This is a genomic window from Pseudodesulfovibrio sediminis (assembly GCF_020886695.1).
GTDB lineage: Bacteria > Desulfobacterota > Desulfovibrionia > Desulfovibrionales > Desulfovibrionaceae > Pseudodesulfovibrio > Pseudodesulfovibrio sediminis.
Genome location: NZ_AP024485.1, coordinates 1,415,885 through 1,428,982, shown reverse-complemented (window position 1 = coordinate 1,428,982; position 13,098 = coordinate 1,415,885). Strand labels below are relative to the sequence as shown.

Annotated in this window: 14 protein-coding genes and 1 pseudogene; 12 read left to right on the top strand and 3 right to left on the bottom strand. The window is 50.5% G+C overall.

Annotated features, from left to right (window positions below):
• Positions 1 to 3: 3 nt before the first annotated feature.
• Entirely contained in the window at positions 4 to 501 is a 498-nt protein-coding gene (locus SRBAKS_RS06865; RefSeq protein ID WP_229595480.1) for a MarR family winged helix-turn-helix transcriptional regulator, read from the bottom strand.
• An 854-nt stretch (positions 502 to 1,355) separates the two neighbouring features.
• Here SRBAKS_RS06865 and SRBAKS_RS06860 point away from each other — a divergent pair.
• Together SRBAKS_RS06860 and SRBAKS_RS06855 are read left to right on the top strand one after the other, a co-directional pair.
• The gene (locus SRBAKS_RS06860) at positions 1,356 to 2,153 is read left to right on the top strand and encodes a hypothetical protein (protein ID WP_229595479.1); all 798 of its coding nucleotides are present in this window, start codon (positions 1,356 to 1,358) and stop codon (positions 2,151 to 2,153) included.
• A gap of 166 nt (positions 2,154 to 2,319) precedes the next feature.
• A complete protein-coding gene (locus tag SRBAKS_RS06855; RefSeq protein WP_229595478.1) occupies positions 2,320 to 2,850 on the top strand; it encodes a DUF6933 domain-containing protein in 531 nt (176 codons plus the stop codon).
• A gap of 11 nt (positions 2,851 to 2,861) precedes the next feature.
• On the opposite strand, the gene SRBAKS_RS06850 is transcribed toward SRBAKS_RS06855, so the two are convergent.
• Entirely contained in the window at positions 2,862 to 3,050 is a 189-nt protein-coding gene (locus tag SRBAKS_RS06850) for a hypothetical protein (RefSeq protein WP_229597035.1), read from the bottom strand.
• A 109-nt stretch (positions 3,051 to 3,159) separates the two neighbouring features.
• Here SRBAKS_RS06850 and SRBAKS_RS06845 point away from each other — a divergent pair.
• The 10 genes and pseudogenes from SRBAKS_RS06845 to SRBAKS_RS06800 all read left to right on the top strand — a co-directional run.
• Positions 3,160 to 3,786, top strand: a pseudogene (locus SRBAKS_RS06845) (DDE-type integrase/transposase/recombinase); the annotation flags it as partial.
• A gap of 810 nt (positions 3,787 to 4,596) precedes the next feature.
• Positions 4,597 to 5,577 carry an AAA family ATPase gene (locus SRBAKS_RS06840; RefSeq protein WP_229595477.1) on the top strand — a complete coding sequence of 327 codons (981 nt, stop codon included), beginning with the start codon at positions 4,597 to 4,599 and terminating at the stop codon, positions 5,575 to 5,577.
• A 5-nt stretch (positions 5,578 to 5,582) separates the two neighbouring features.
• The gene (locus SRBAKS_RS06835; RefSeq protein ID WP_229595468.1) at positions 5,583 to 6,890 is read left to right on the top strand and encodes a vWA domain-containing protein; all 1,308 of its coding nucleotides are present in this window, start codon (positions 5,583 to 5,585) and stop codon (positions 6,888 to 6,890) included.
• 10 nt (positions 6,891 to 6,900) lie between these two features.
• A complete protein-coding gene (locus tag SRBAKS_RS06830) occupies positions 6,901 to 7,362 on the top strand; it encodes a hypothetical protein (protein ID WP_229595466.1) in 462 nt (153 codons plus the stop codon).
• Positions 7,363 to 7,389: 27 nt separating this feature from the next.
• A complete protein-coding gene (locus SRBAKS_RS06825) occupies positions 7,390 to 7,827 on the top strand; it encodes a Fur family transcriptional regulator (protein ID WP_229595464.1) in 438 nt (145 codons plus the stop codon).
• A 60-nt stretch (positions 7,828 to 7,887) separates the two neighbouring features.
• Complete coding sequence (locus tag SRBAKS_RS06820) at positions 7,888 to 8,196, top strand: HMA2 domain-containing protein (protein WP_229595462.1); 309 nt, start codon at positions 7,888 to 7,890, stop codon at positions 8,194 to 8,196.
• Between the two features lie 514 nt (positions 8,197 to 8,710).
• Positions 8,711 to 8,902, top strand: a complete 192-nt coding sequence (locus SRBAKS_RS06815; RefSeq protein ID WP_229595460.1) for a hypothetical protein — start codon at positions 8,711 to 8,713, stop codon at positions 8,900 to 8,902.
• Between the two features lie 12 nt (positions 8,903 to 8,914).
• On the top strand, positions 8,915 to 9,373 hold the full coding sequence (locus tag SRBAKS_RS06810) for a hypothetical protein (protein WP_229595454.1): 459 nt from the start codon (positions 8,915 to 8,917) through the stop codon (positions 9,371 to 9,373).
• 74 nt (positions 9,374 to 9,447) lie between these two features.
• Positions 9,448 to 11,586, top strand: a complete 2,139-nt coding sequence (locus SRBAKS_RS06805) for a heavy metal translocating P-type ATPase (RefSeq protein ID WP_229595453.1) — start codon at positions 9,448 to 9,450, stop codon at positions 11,584 to 11,586.
• Between the two features lie 48 nt (positions 11,587 to 11,634).
• Positions 11,635 to 12,039 carry a magnetosome protein MamC family protein gene (locus SRBAKS_RS06800; RefSeq protein ID WP_229595450.1) on the top strand — a complete coding sequence of 135 codons (405 nt, stop codon included), beginning with the start codon at positions 11,635 to 11,637 and terminating at the stop codon, positions 12,037 to 12,039.
• A gap of 434 nt (positions 12,040 to 12,473) precedes the next feature.
• Here SRBAKS_RS06800 and SRBAKS_RS06795 read toward each other — a convergent pair whose 3' ends face one another.
• Complete coding sequence (locus SRBAKS_RS06795) at positions 12,474 to 12,902, bottom strand: HMA2 domain-containing protein (RefSeq protein WP_229595449.1); 429 nt, start codon at positions 12,900 to 12,902, stop codon at positions 12,474 to 12,476.
• Between the last annotated feature and the right edge of the window lie 196 nt (positions 12,903 to 13,098).

The window sequence follows — 13,098 nt, the reverse complement described above, 5'->3', positions numbered from 1 at the left end:
AAATTATTTAAACTGGCGCAGCCGCCGGTCTACCAGCTTTTCGAGCGCGCCCAGCACATTGGCCGTGGCGGTTGTCTCCTTGTCCGAAAAGTCGTGGATTGCCTCCAGAAACATATCCAGCCGACTCTGGTTCATGTCGGCGATGAGCTGTCTCGCCGCTTCCCCGTCGGCCGTCAGTGTAAGACGGTATTCCTTGTCGCTGTTGGGCGCGACCTCCTTGTTGACCAGGTCGCGCTTCACGAGCCTGTTTATCAACTGGGAAGCGGCACTTTTGGTAAAGTGAAAATGGGTCGCCACGTTGGTTACGTTCACCGTGTCGCTCTGCCCCAGGAACTCGATGGCCCTGACCTCACGAGGGGATAGCTTGACGGAGTCACTCAAGGAAAATGGCTGTTCATCGACACGGACATGCTTGTCAACGATTCTACGCAACCGTTCGTATATAAGGTGTTTTGCGTCTTGTGTCAGGCTCATGAGAATAAGATAAAGCAACTTAACCATTTCGTCAAGCCCCCAACAATCCGTATGATGAACCAGGGTGTGAACTGGATAACCGAACGGTGCATTTTGTAAACAGCCAGCCGTAACGCCCCCATTAAGTGGCTCGGATATCCGGAGCTACTTTAAGACAGAAGTTGTTTCACCCTAAAAATATGAGTTAAGACATGAATGTATTCGGAGGACTCTGGGAGATACTGACAGCGTCAGATTTAAAAAAAATCTATAAAATCAGCTAAAGAAAGCTTTTGCTCCAAACTCATTTGGGTTTCTACGTAATCAGTAAGTGTCAAGGACAAGTCTCATGCGTTGTTCGATTTGTGAGATCTTTGTTGTATGGCTATTCCTTTCCGTGTCCGTTATGTGTCCGCTTTTCCCACGACGCCATGCAAAAACGACGACATTCCGCGCCTTCCGCACATCATGCTACACCGTGTTTCGAATAGGCTTGGCGATGAATAAGTCCCGTTTATTTAAAGTGTTATATTGAGGTGTTGGTTGAATGCCCTCAAGAATGGCATTCAAGAGGTTGTGGGTTCGAATCCCTCCAGCTCCAGCAATGATATCAAAGACTTAGAAGGTTTTCCTTCTAAGCCTTTTTTCGTGGAATATACAAAAGAATATACAAATGAAATCAGGGTGGATGGTGATTTGTTTTGGGGATAGGGAATTAGGTATGGTGTCCCCCTAATTCCAAGATGATAGCACCCCTGTGCCCGAAAGGGGGAAATGTCAACTTAAATGTCCGTGCATTTTCCTGAGGACATTAGGGTATACCTATTGGGCCAGAATTAGACACCATGTTGACGGTGTATGTGGCTTGGTATAACTATTCATGCATTCATTGGAGAATCGTTATGCATATTATGCTCACAGATGAAACGAACAGAAGACCAAGTACTAGGAATAAATTCTTTATTTACGGCGGGCTAGTGATGCCTGTTGATGCCGTCAGTGATCTAGATGATGGTATTAAGCATATCAGGCAAGAGGCTGGTTACAATTCTACAGATGTTCTTAAGTTTGATACAAACGCGCGCCCAGAACAAGTTGCTATCGAAGCATGCACGGATGCTAAGCGTCAGGTAATTGCTTTATGCAACGAGTTAGAATGTAAGTTTATCGTTCATATTATACTTCATGCGATTATTAGAAATCAGGATCAAGACCGTCATGTAAAATGGGCTGCTGATTACGTAATTGGAAGGTATAACAAGTATTTGAATATAGTAGGTGATGATGGGATTTGTGTCATAGATAACCTGCCATGTATGGGACAGTGGAAATATTTAGGAGAGAAGTTCTGTACCGGCTTACAACTTCCTGATGGAAATCGAGTGCTTGATAGGATCAAATTATTCAGTGCTACTTGTGTTGAGGCTAGTCATGCGAACTCAGCAATGGACATTGTATTAGGTTCTTTCCGGTACTGTGTTAACGATCCGCAAAACTTAGATGCAGCAAGGGAAATGTTGAATTCAGTTGTCCCATTAATATGGACCACTACTTTGCCTGATGGAAGAAAGTCTGGGAGTGGTCGTGGCTTAATCTTCAGACCTCCAATTGCCGAGATTAGGGTTGATAATTATAGGCAGGAATACCAGACTCTTATTGATAACTTGAACGACCTTCAAAATGAACCAGAAGATGACTAATAATTGGCCACGGAGTATATATGGGTATTGGAATTAGGGGTACACCATACCAATTTAATGAATAACCCACCACATCATCCTAGAATATCCATCTAAGTTGATCCTAAGTCCGATTGTGGCTATCTGAGTGAGGAATCCTTCATCACACAACGAGATGAGATCATAGATGCCTTACATCGGATGCACCCAGAAGCTATTAAGTGAGATCAAACCAGAACAAATCCTAGAGTCTTCCAGTCAACGTGGGCTACAAGGTTGGCATGGCAACATCTTCAGATTCTTCCGTAGAAAATCCGTTCTATTGGTTAATGATGAAACTCGGTTTGCCGTATTCATGCCCGGATTGGTCAAGAAGGACTTCATGAACTTTGACAAGGTGTTCATCAAGCACTTCGAGATAGCTCTTCTGGGCATTGGAGCAACATCAGCACAAATAGCTCAAGCCAAGTTGCTGCTTGCCCCGTTCTCTTATGGCAAGACCCATAGCCGAAGTGTGCTTGGAACGATGAACGACATGAAGTTCAACATGGAGTATATGCTGAAAAATCGTCTTGGCCATTTGCCGAGGACTCGGAGTGAGATTCAATGGATTACGGGTTTACTCAACGAGACACCCTATAGCGGCAAAGATATTGATGGCTGTGTCTTTGCTGAGAGGGACATGTTGCGGTTGATAGATGGTGTGAGCAGCTTCTAAAGTGAGTGGAGCTATATTATTTTTGATGGGCGTTGAAAATGTTTTTTAGTTACCCTGGTCCACTTGCGGGCACCCATTCCTGTCTGGCGCAAGACCTTGGCGAAGTGTCGGGCGTTTTGGCTGATTCGGTACTGTTTTGGTTTGTTCCCGGACAAGGTTGCCCGGTTCACACCATAGTTGAGGCTGTTGGATTTTCGCATGGAATGCTCCTTCCGTTATAAGTTCGGGGCAGTGCCCCAGAGCAAAGCAGGTCGGACTTCTTCTGTTAGCCAGAAGATGACCTGCCAGTGGCGGAAAGCCCGCCACACAAGGCTGGAGCGCATTTGGCGTCGTGAGGGGCTGCAAGTCCCGCAAAAGCAACCGAAACGTAAACGGCTATGGCTTGCAGACGGCTCCTCCATTCGCCTCCGTCCATGCTGGCCGAATCATGTTTGGGCCTATGACTTCGTCATGGGAAGAACTCATGATGGCAAAGCTTTTCGCATGTTGACGGTGATTGATGAATTCACTCGTGAATGCCTTGCAATCCCGGTAGCCAGAAGACTCAAGTCGGAAGATGTGCTTTACCGCTTGAGCAGACAGTTCGTTGAGCGAGGAGCACCGGATCACATCCGGTCAGACAATGGCCGGAGTTCACGGCTAAGGCCGTGAGGAAATGGCTGGGGCGCGTTGGAGTAAAGACTTTGTTTATCGAACCTGTAAGTCCATGGGAGAACGGGTACAACGAAAGTTTCAATGGTAAATTGCGTGACGAGCTGCTTAATGGAGAAATTTTCACAACGCTCAGGGAAGCTCTATAATACCTTCAGGCCTCATAGTGCTCTGGAATACAAGCCACCTGCGCCAGAGGTCACTTTCCCCCCGGGGGGAGAGTGGAGCCAGCCCTCCAAACACCAAGGGAAGAGCACTAACATTACAGGTGGTACAAACGAGTAGGGCAGGTCAGGCTGTTGAAGCCGAGTCCCTTGTAGACTCAACCGCTTTGAGTAGCCCTTTGGCATCGGATTCAAGTTTGAGAACTCGCTGGTTTGCTGCTTGTACTTTCCCTTGAAGTGAAGCCGCATCATGAGCAGACGTTTGTGCTTCAGCTTCGTAATCAGAGGTTTTCTTTTTAGCTAGGTCAATTGCCGATTCAATTTTTGTAGATTGATTGGCAATTTGCTTTTTAAGTCCAAGAGTTCGTTCAGAATTGACTGAAACTGTTTCGCTAAGGCTTTTATCTCTTGGCTATATTCCATAAAAAATTCTCCATAACATTTGGCATAAGCTGTCGGTATCAAGAGAGTTTCCTGTAAATGGAGTGGGGGTTAGTCAACTCTTTTATTCATACTAATACAGGCTGCAATTTGTTGTTGACAGGCAAATAAGAGACATGTAGTTGATGAAAACGACTTTCAATATCAACAAAAGAGGGGGGCCCATGTGCGCAGCTCTTGTCGGGAAAGTCGTTAGAACAAGAAGTTATATGTCAATGAAGCAAAACGCGAAGGTGTGCTGCTTAAATTGTTCTCTGGAGAAGAAGTGTCTTTTGTCGACTCGATCAAGGATGTCGGTTGCGTCATTATTCTTACAGGTACGACAGCGGCCAAATCTCGTCGCACAGTTCAACGAGAAGTGAAAAAGATGGCTACCGTTGCAGTGATATCCGTTTGCTCAATGGCGGCATTTGAAAGGGTACTTAATTTACTCCTAACAACAAACAGACCGACAGGATGCACGTGGGTTGTGCATTTCATGTGAGGAACAATGAAACCTGATCAAATCAAACTGTCCTTGAAAACTCTTATTCCGCTTAAGCAGCCCGTCTTCATATGGGGGCCTCCCGGAGTCGGGAAGAGCCAGGTCGTAGCACAGGTCGCTCATGATCTTGGTGTCGAATTAACCGATGTTCGCGCCGTATTGCTTGATCCGGTGGATCTTCGAGGCTTGCCCTCAGTCAAGGAAGGCGTGGCGCATTGGGCTCCTCCTTCTTTTCTACCTACTGAAGGAGAGGGAGTTCTTTTCCTCGATGAACTCAACGCTGCCCCACCGCTGGTGCAAGCTGCTTGCTATCAGCTCGTCCTTGACCGAAAGGTCGGAGAGTACACTTTGCCGAAAGGGTGGACCGTCATCGCCGCAGGCAACCGTGAAAGCGATCGTGCCGTGACACATCGCATGCCTTCCGCCCTTGCCAACCGTTTCGTGCATCTCGATTTTGCCGTTGATGTCGAGTCGTGGCTGACCTGGGCAGAAGAGAAAGATCTGCATGAGGAAGTCAGGGCATTCATACGTTTCAGACCTAATCTTTTGCACAATTTTGACCCCAAGAAAAATGAGAAAGCGTTCCCTTCGCCCAGATCATGGGAGTTCGCAGCCGGTATAGTCGCTATGGAAACTGACCAAGAACTTGAACTGAGTCTGCTAAAAGGGACAGTTGGTCCTGGCGCGGCAGCTGAGTTCGCCGGGTTTTCTCGGATGTTCAAGCAATTGCCCGATCCGGATGCTGTCATCAACCATCCCAGTACCGCAAATGTACCCGAGGAACCCGCGACCTTGTACGCTTTGTGCGAGGCCCTGGCGAAAATGGCCGGGGAGGAGACTGCGGATAGTATCGTCACGTACGCATCCCGACTGCCCTCTGAGTTCGGCGTCCTCCTTGTCAGAGATGCCGTGAAAAACCACCGAGGCGTAGTGGAATCCCCAGCCTTTTCGCATTGGGCGACGGCCAATTCCACTGTCTTGCTATAATGCTCATGGACGCTGCAAAGCAGAAAATAATCAAGGCACGGACAAGCCTACTTCTTGAACATCCGTTCTTCGGTTCGCTGTGCCTGCGCATGGAGCCGACCGAAGACACCTGTTGCGCCACTGCGTGGACCGACGGCAGGCGGCTTGCCTACAATCCCGGCTATGTGAATGGATTGACCGATGTGCAGGTTCGGGGGCTCATGGCTCATACCGTGATGCACCCGGCCTGTCAGCATCACACCCGCCGTAAGGGACGCGATCCGCAATTGTGGAATGTCGCCTGCGATCATGCCATTAACTGGATTCTGCTCAAGGCAGGAATAGAACTGCCGCCAAAGTATTTTGACAATCCGAAGTACCATGCCCTCACTGCCGATGAAATATATTTCAGAATCAAGGAAGAGCATGACGATGAAGATCGTCCTTCTTTTTCTGATGAGCAGGGTGAGTCTGATGGCGATACAGAGTGGGACGGTTTGCCCGGTGAGGCCAGGGACGGCGAAGATTCGTGCGATGGCGAGCAGTCGGCAGGTGGTGAGTCTGGCGGCGATGGTGAAATCAACGACACCCACACCGGCGAGCAAGAAGGGCAAGAAGGCAGCGAGCAGTTCGGCGACCCTGGCGGGAGCGGTGAAGTCCGTGACTCCGGCCAAAGCGAGCAGGGAGCTGGTGCGGAGGAGTCCGGGAATGACGAGGAATGGGCGCTGGCACTGGCCCAGGCAGCGCAGCAGGCCCGCGACATGGGCGATTTGCCCGGCGGATTGGAACGGCTGATTGGCGAAGTTCTGTATCCCAAGATCGACTGGCAAGAGTATCTGGCCCGTTTTATTTGTGATAGGGCTCGTGACGACTATAGTTGGACCCCTCCCAACAAACGATTTCTTCACATGGACGTCGTGTTGCCGTCCTTGTCACACCAGAAGCTGCCGGAAGTTGTTATAGCCCTCGACACCTCCGGCAGCATCAGTGAGGCGGAGATGAACCAGTTCGGTGCGGAGTTGTCCGGCATTCTGGAGTCGTTTGATACGACCATCCACGTTGTATACTGCGACAGTCAGGTCAGCGGCTTCGACTCTTTCGACCGTAACGACTTGCCGCTTGAGATTCGGCCAGAAGGCGGCGGCGGAACCGATTACCGCCCTGTTTTTTCATGGGTGGAGCGGGAAAACATCACGCCGGTCTGCCTGGTCTACCTAACGGATATGGAGTGCATCCATTATCCCGAGAAAGAGCCGGAATATCCGGTGTTATGGGCACAGATCGGGGGCGGCCGGAAAGTGCCGCCTTTTGGGGATGTGCTCGAAGTACAATAGGAGCGATGTAATGAATATACAGTGGTCAATTCACAAGAAGCGCGGCAATCACCGCCCGGTTTTGACGTATGAAATCGAGCTTGAACCGTTTGAGATCGATCTCGCTGTGCCGCAGGTGGTCATCGATAATGCCTTGCCGAAACCGCCGTCCTCATGGCGCTCCTTTTGTTATCCCGATGAAGATGAAAGGGCTGGGGAGGCGCTTGATTGGTATTCGCTGATGACGCCTTCGCACAAGCAGGTCATGAACTCGGGGAAGATCACTTTGCCCTGGAGATCGCAGGGGAGCCGTTTCAAAGATATTGAAGTTGCCTTTACCCGGTTACGTCAGGATTTCGAGTTGGTGTTGGCCTGTGCCAACGACAGCGCGCCGGTTGAGATTGTCGAACATTTGGAACTGACTGAAAATACTAGGAACAAGATAGCCGCAGGGGTTGCTTCAGCCCGCTTTCTTTCCGCAGTTGGGTTTTAATCAACATCAAAGCAATATATAGTAGTTATGTCGAAATCAGCAGAACAAGTTTTCATAGAGTTTCTCAAAGACAACAACTTGTGTATGACTCCGCAGCGAAAAGTTATTGTCGAAACATTCCTTGAAACTGAAGGGCATTTCTCTGCCGAGCGATTGTATGCCCGCGTCAAAGAGAGGGCTCCTGAGGTTGGCCAGGCAACCGTCTATAGAACTCTCAAGCTTCTGGTCGATTCCGGGCTGGCCGACAGCATTGACGTGGGGGAGGGGGGAGCTCTCTATGAACACGCTTATGGACATGATCATCATGACCATCTCGTATGCATTCGTTGTCAGAAAAACATCGAAATATTCGATGGTGCCATCGAGAATAGGCAGGCTGACATTGCCGAGCAGTATGGGTTCACCCTGACAAGACATCGCATGTACCTTTATGGTGTTTGTTTCGATTGTAGCGGGAAGGCATAGCCAATCGTTTGATTGCATGAGAAGACAGCCTGATGTATCATTCCAACGAGAGGAAACACAATGGACTTCGCGACGATAGCATCACTGAGAAAGTATCTATCCATCAAGCATAGCCTTCCGGGACGTATTCGGATCAAGTTTGCCCTTGCCATCATGGAAAAACCGGAAGCATTGGCTTTGGCTCAATCCCCGCCTGAGATGCCGGATGCCGTCACCGAAACCAAGCTGAATATCTTATCCCGGACTCTACTCATAGAGTACGATGCCGAGCGGGTTTCGCCATCTCTCTTAGAAGAGCTCGTCACTACCGATAATGATGACCGCGCAGCAGAAATCGTTAAAGAACTGCACGGTATTCTTTACGTATAACCCCCCTGTGTCCAAAATTTTTTGAAGCATGATACAAAAACATACCATTTTGGTGTGCTTTGATGTTGACTGTGAGAATCGTTTTCAATAGAGTCGATTCCATCATGCGCTGAAAACGATGCGGAAAATGATTTCGCGTGCCCCAGGCGTAAATAAATGCAAGACACGGTGATTTAATGCCTTCGGAAAAAACATCCAATAGAAAGTCTATCATAAATCATAGAACACCCATCAAACCGGAGCAGGAGCACGCTCCCAGAGGCCCCAATAAGTCCTTCCTTCAGACTGGATGCGTGCTTTTGTCCCTGGCAGGTGTCTTGGGCTGCAGTTATCTCGGTTTGGGGCTTGGACGTGCAGTGTGTCATGGGTTCCTTGTCGCTTCCCTTGGTGCTCCCCTTCGGCGTCTCTCCGCTGCCCGTGTTCGCGGGTGATAAAAAATAATTCCCTATAATTTTTAAAAAATCCATACTGTGGTAGTGCGTAACTCTCTACTACCACAAGGAGTATGTGGAATATGGACAAATTGACGGAAAAACTGTTGCTGATCGCTGTCGGTGCTGCCGCGGGAGCCGTCGGGTACATGGCTGTCAAGCATCCTGATGAGTTGAAGGAATTCATGGGCGATGCGGCTGAATTGGGACAGAATTTTTTTGAGAAAACGGTAACCGAAATGGCTGAGCAAATGGATCCGGCCAAGGACATTTAGGAGGGTGGGATTATGGCTGTGAATAGATTGGCATACCTTATTGCGGGTGCAGCGCTGGGTGCAGCAGGTACCGCATTGGTCAAGGAAGGCAAGGGTGAGAATCTTCTTCAAAGTCTGGTTCAGGGCGGACACGGGCTGACAGAAAAGCTGCTCTGCACCGTCGAGACAATCAAGGAAGATGTAGAGGACTACCTCGCCGAGGCCAAGTACATGCACGAGGAGAAGGCCGCTGCCGCGGCAGCAGCTGCAAAGGAAGCCAAGTCGGCTCCGAAAAAGAAGGCTGCCCCCAAAAAGAAGGCTGCCCCCAAAAAGAAGGCCGCACCCAAAAAGAAGGCCGCACCCAAAAAGGCCGCACCCAAGAAGGCTGCACCCAAGAAGACGCCGACGAAGAAGCCTGCGGCCAAGAAAGCCGCACCAGAAAAGAAAGTTGTTGTCGAGACTGGAGCAGGGAAGAATTCCACTTCCTCCTAACTGCGACGATGGTCTGCTTTCAGCGGACCGTTTGGTGAAATGAGAAATCACAAGCATGGGATCATGGTTGGTGCATGAGTATTGTCCGAAGCATACCTGGTAGAATTCGATTCGAAGTCGACTCAGGACAGGAAGTCCTGCATGTGCAGGAACGGATATTGGCTGATTTTGGCGATGACGCAGTCGACCTCGAATTCAGTTACAGCGAACGTTCCGGCAGGGCGCTTGTTCGCTTTGTTCCTGATCGCATGCTTACTGAGCGCGTCGAAGAGGTTGTGGCTAATGCCTTGGCTATCCCTTTGCTGCCGGAGTTGTCGGATTGCCGCAGTGCTGCCCTTGGTGACGAGCTTGCCTGCACCCTGCCAGCCCATGCGCCGGGCATATACGAGCCTGCTGAACTGGAGAATCCTTTCTGGATCGTTGCCAAAAAGGTTTTCAACTTTTACACCACGCGTCTTTTGATGCCCATGAGGTTGCGTCCCTACTGGACAGCCTTCAATGTCGCCCCATTGATATTCGAGGGTATTCGCAACCTCTTCCAACGCAAGCTCAACGTGGCAGTGCTTGATGGCGCCGCCATCGGCGCGGCGCTGGCCATGCGCGACTTCAGTACGGCTGGCACCATCCATCTCCTGCTGGACATCAGCGAAACTTTGGAAGACTGGACTCGCGAGAAGTCCCGTAAAGATTTGGCATCGCTGTTTGCCGGTGATGGAAAGCCGGTGTGGGTGCTTCGCAAGGGTGAAGAGGTTCAAATCCCACAGGAGAATGTTGCAGTGGGTGACCTCGTCGTGGTTCGCGCTGGCGCTCGCATTTCGGTGGACGGCGTGGTCGCTGATGGCACGGCAATGGTTAACCAGTCGTCCATGACAGGGGAGCCTCTTTCCGTCAAACGAGGCATCGGCAAAGAGGTGTTTGCCGGTACCGTGGTCGAAGAGGGTAAGATTGTCATCCTCACCGAAGGTGTTGGCGACGAGACCCGGTTCGCCAAGATCGCGCAGGTAATATCCGATTCCGAAGCCATGAAGGCGGAGATTCATGGCCAGGCCATCCAGCTTGCGGACAAGATCGTTCCCTTCTCCTTCGTCCTTTCCGGCGTTATCTTCGTCATTACCCGCAACTGGATGCAGGCGGCCGCAGTGCTCATGGCGGACTATTCCTGCGCCATAAAGTTGTCCACGCCGCTCGCGGTTCGTTCCGCCATGCTGGAGTCGGCCTATTTCGGTGCGCTCATCAAGGGCGGCAAGTGTATCGAACAACTTTCCAAGGTCGACGCTATTGTGCTGGATAAGACCGGCACACTGACTCGTGCCATCCCGGAGGTGGTCGATGTCTGTCCGGTCAACGGTTACTCTCGCGAGTTCATTCTTCGCAATGCCGCCTGCATGGAAGAGCATTTCCCCCATCCCGTTGCAGATGCAGTCGTTCGCAAGGCAGATGAAGAGGGGCTTATCCATGATGAACGCCATGCCGAGATTGAGTACATTCTTGCCCACGGTATATCCACAACCCTTGGCGGGAAGCGAATGATCCTCGGCAGCAGGCATTTCGTCCACGAGGATGAAGGGATTGACCTTGATGTTGCCGATGCTCAGATCAAGCGTTGCACGGATACGGGGCATTCTACTTTGTATATGGCTGTGGACAACGAATTGGCCGGGGTCATCGCCCTGGAGGACCCCGTCAGGGATTCCGCGTACCGATTTATCAGGCGACTGGAGAACATGGGGATGAGGCGTATCATCATGTTGACAGGAGATGGAGAGGCCTCAGCGCGGACTGTTGCCAGCGAACTTGACATCGAGGAGTTCTACGCTCAGGTCCTTCCCAATGACAAAACCGAGCTGGTGGATACCCTGCGCGCCGAAGGCTACACCGTGGCCATGGTCGGCGACGGCATCAATGATTCCGCAGCCCTCAGCCACGCCCACGTCGGCGTATCCATGAAGCATGGAGCCGACATCGCCCAGGAGACGTGCGACGTCATGCTGACCAGCGAACGCCTCGATTCCCTTATTGATTCCATGTCCATCTCAGGGCTGGTCATGAAGCGTATCCGGCGCAACTACAAGTTCATTGTGGCCAGCAACACCTTGTTCATAGGCTTGGGTATCTTTGGCTTCATAACTCCAGCAGTGCTGGCGTTGCTGCATAATTCGGGAACGGTCCTGACATGCGCCTACAGCATGCGCCCCATGCTGCCGGAGCAATAATCATGGGCGGGTATTTGCAATGTTACAAGGAATTGATAAGGTGAAACCATGAAGAATCTTCTACCAAAGAATCCATGGGCCGCTGCTGGACTGGGTGCCCTCGTCGGAGTCGGTATATCTGGTTACAAAATGTGGAAGCGATACAAAAACGGCGAAGTCTCCCACCAGGAGGCCGTGATTGATGTCGTGAAGCAGTCTATGTTGTTTGGCGGCGTGGCAGCCATCAGCACTTTTGCTGGCGGGGGGAGCGGTGGTGGAGCTGGTATAGCCGCCTTGTCGGTCCTCGGTATGCGCGGCAGCGGCAAAGGGCAGAGCGATCTCTTTTCTGGGCTTGTCTTGGAGGCTTTGGAAGATGAACCAGAAAGGAAAAGGGGCAATCGGAGAGGCCAAAAAGGAGCGTTGCTCCAAGAACTGGAAGAAGAAATAGAAGAGGTCCTGGAAGATGAACCCTGACCAATTCAATTCTGTCGAAGCATGATGAGCCGACCACTAAAAGGGGTCGGCTTTTTCTTTTTTTTCAGGAATCGTAACTGGAAGTGTTCGTTCTGGAACGTGCCCTCCACCCAGTGGACACCTCCTTTGATGGCCGAACCTTTATCAAAGGGGGATCAATGAAAAAAGTGCGTCAGGACGTCTACCTGTCGCTTGAAGAAGAGCGTACGTCGCAACAGCTTCATACGAGTGCTTCGGGGCAGGGGGGGTATTGCTTTCCCTCTGCGGTGTGCTGGTCTGTAATGCGCTCGAATTCGGATTGGGTCATTTGTCATGACCTAATCTTTGTCTAATCTTTGCCTCGCTCGGCACGCCCATCCATAAAGCAGGCTGACGACATTCAGACAATCCATGGAAGGAGTCTTCCCGGTTTCCGGCGAGGAGGGACTGGTCAGCTATCTCATCAGTGTCTTTTTGTTTTGGTAGAGATGGAGAGCGATGAGATGGACAAAGGCTACACCAGCCGCGACATGCCACTTCTCCGAGAAGTACACTATGCCCAGCAAAGTAGCCATGGACGCAAGCATGCCGCGCTTGACATAGCGGCGACCTTTCATGCCCGTTAGCGCCTTGTGGACATCATTCATGCCGCTTTTCACTTTGGTCAGATCAACGCCAAGTGCGTCGGCGATTTTACTCAACACTTTTTCGGCGGAAATTTTCGTATTATCGAACAGAATAAGAATGGACCCGATCCGTTTATTGACCTGGACCTGGACAACTCCCTTAACCTCAAGCAGGGCATCCCGTAAGGTAAAGCCGAACTCGGTGACCTTGAGAGCCTCATTCCTAAACCGAATACGTCCCTGTGTTGCTGCGTTCATAAGTCCTCTCCTTGCTTGGTGAAGATGGTGTTATAGCCAAGTATTGCATGATTCTGTGAGGAACTGTCAACTGTCGCGAATTATTATCAACACAATAAGAGTTAGGCTCGAAATTCAAGTCGATGTCCGCTATGTGTCCGCTTTTCCCACTACGCCATGCAAAAACGACGACATTCCGCGCCTTCCGCACATCATG

What these genes read in the sequence shown, in the direction of transcription:
- SRBAKS_RS06830 (WP_229595466.1), top strand. Translation starts at nt 6,901, where the DNA reads ATGAATATACAGTGGTCAATTCACAAGAAGCGCGGCAATCACCGCCCG.
- SRBAKS_RS06865 (WP_229595480.1), bottom strand. Translation starts at nt 501, where the DNA reads ATGGTTAAGTTGCTTTATCTTATTCTCATGAGCCTGACACAAGACGCA.
- SRBAKS_RS06855 (WP_229595478.1), top strand. Translation starts at nt 2,320, where the DNA reads ATGCCTTACATCGGATGCACCCAGAAGCTATTAAGTGAGATCAAACCA.
- SRBAKS_RS06805 (WP_229595453.1), top strand. Translation starts at nt 9,448, where the DNA reads ATGAGTATTGTCCGAAGCATACCTGGTAGAATTCGATTCGAAGTCGAC.
- SRBAKS_RS06850 (WP_229597035.1), bottom strand. Translation starts at nt 3,050, where the DNA reads ATGCGAAAATCCAACAGCCTCAACTATGGTGTGAACCGGGCAACCTTG.
- SRBAKS_RS06820 (WP_229595462.1), top strand. Translation starts at nt 7,888, where the DNA reads ATGGACTTCGCGACGATAGCATCACTGAGAAAGTATCTATCCATCAAG.
- SRBAKS_RS06795 (WP_229595449.1), bottom strand. Translation starts at nt 12,902, where the DNA reads ATGAACGCAGCAACACAGGGACGTATTCGGTTTAGGAATGAGGCTCTC.
- SRBAKS_RS06815 (WP_229595460.1), top strand. Translation starts at nt 8,711, where the DNA reads ATGGACAAATTGACGGAAAAACTGTTGCTGATCGCTGTCGGTGCTGCC.
- SRBAKS_RS06825 (WP_229595464.1), top strand. Translation starts at nt 7,390, where the DNA reads ATGTCGAAATCAGCAGAACAAGTTTTCATAGAGTTTCTCAAAGACAAC.
- SRBAKS_RS06860 (WP_229595479.1), top strand. Translation starts at nt 1,356, where the DNA reads ATGCATATTATGCTCACAGATGAAACGAACAGAAGACCAAGTACTAGG.
- SRBAKS_RS06840 (WP_229595477.1), top strand. Translation starts at nt 4,597, where the DNA reads ATGAAACCTGATCAAATCAAACTGTCCTTGAAAACTCTTATTCCGCTT.
- SRBAKS_RS06835 (WP_229595468.1), top strand. Translation starts at nt 5,583, where the DNA reads ATGGACGCTGCAAAGCAGAAAATAATCAAGGCACGGACAAGCCTACTT.
- SRBAKS_RS06800 (WP_229595450.1), top strand. Translation starts at nt 11,635, where the DNA reads ATGAAGAATCTTCTACCAAAGAATCCATGGGCCGCTGCTGGACTGGGT.
- SRBAKS_RS06810 (WP_229595454.1), top strand. Translation starts at nt 8,915, where the DNA reads ATGGCTGTGAATAGATTGGCATACCTTATTGCGGGTGCAGCGCTGGGT.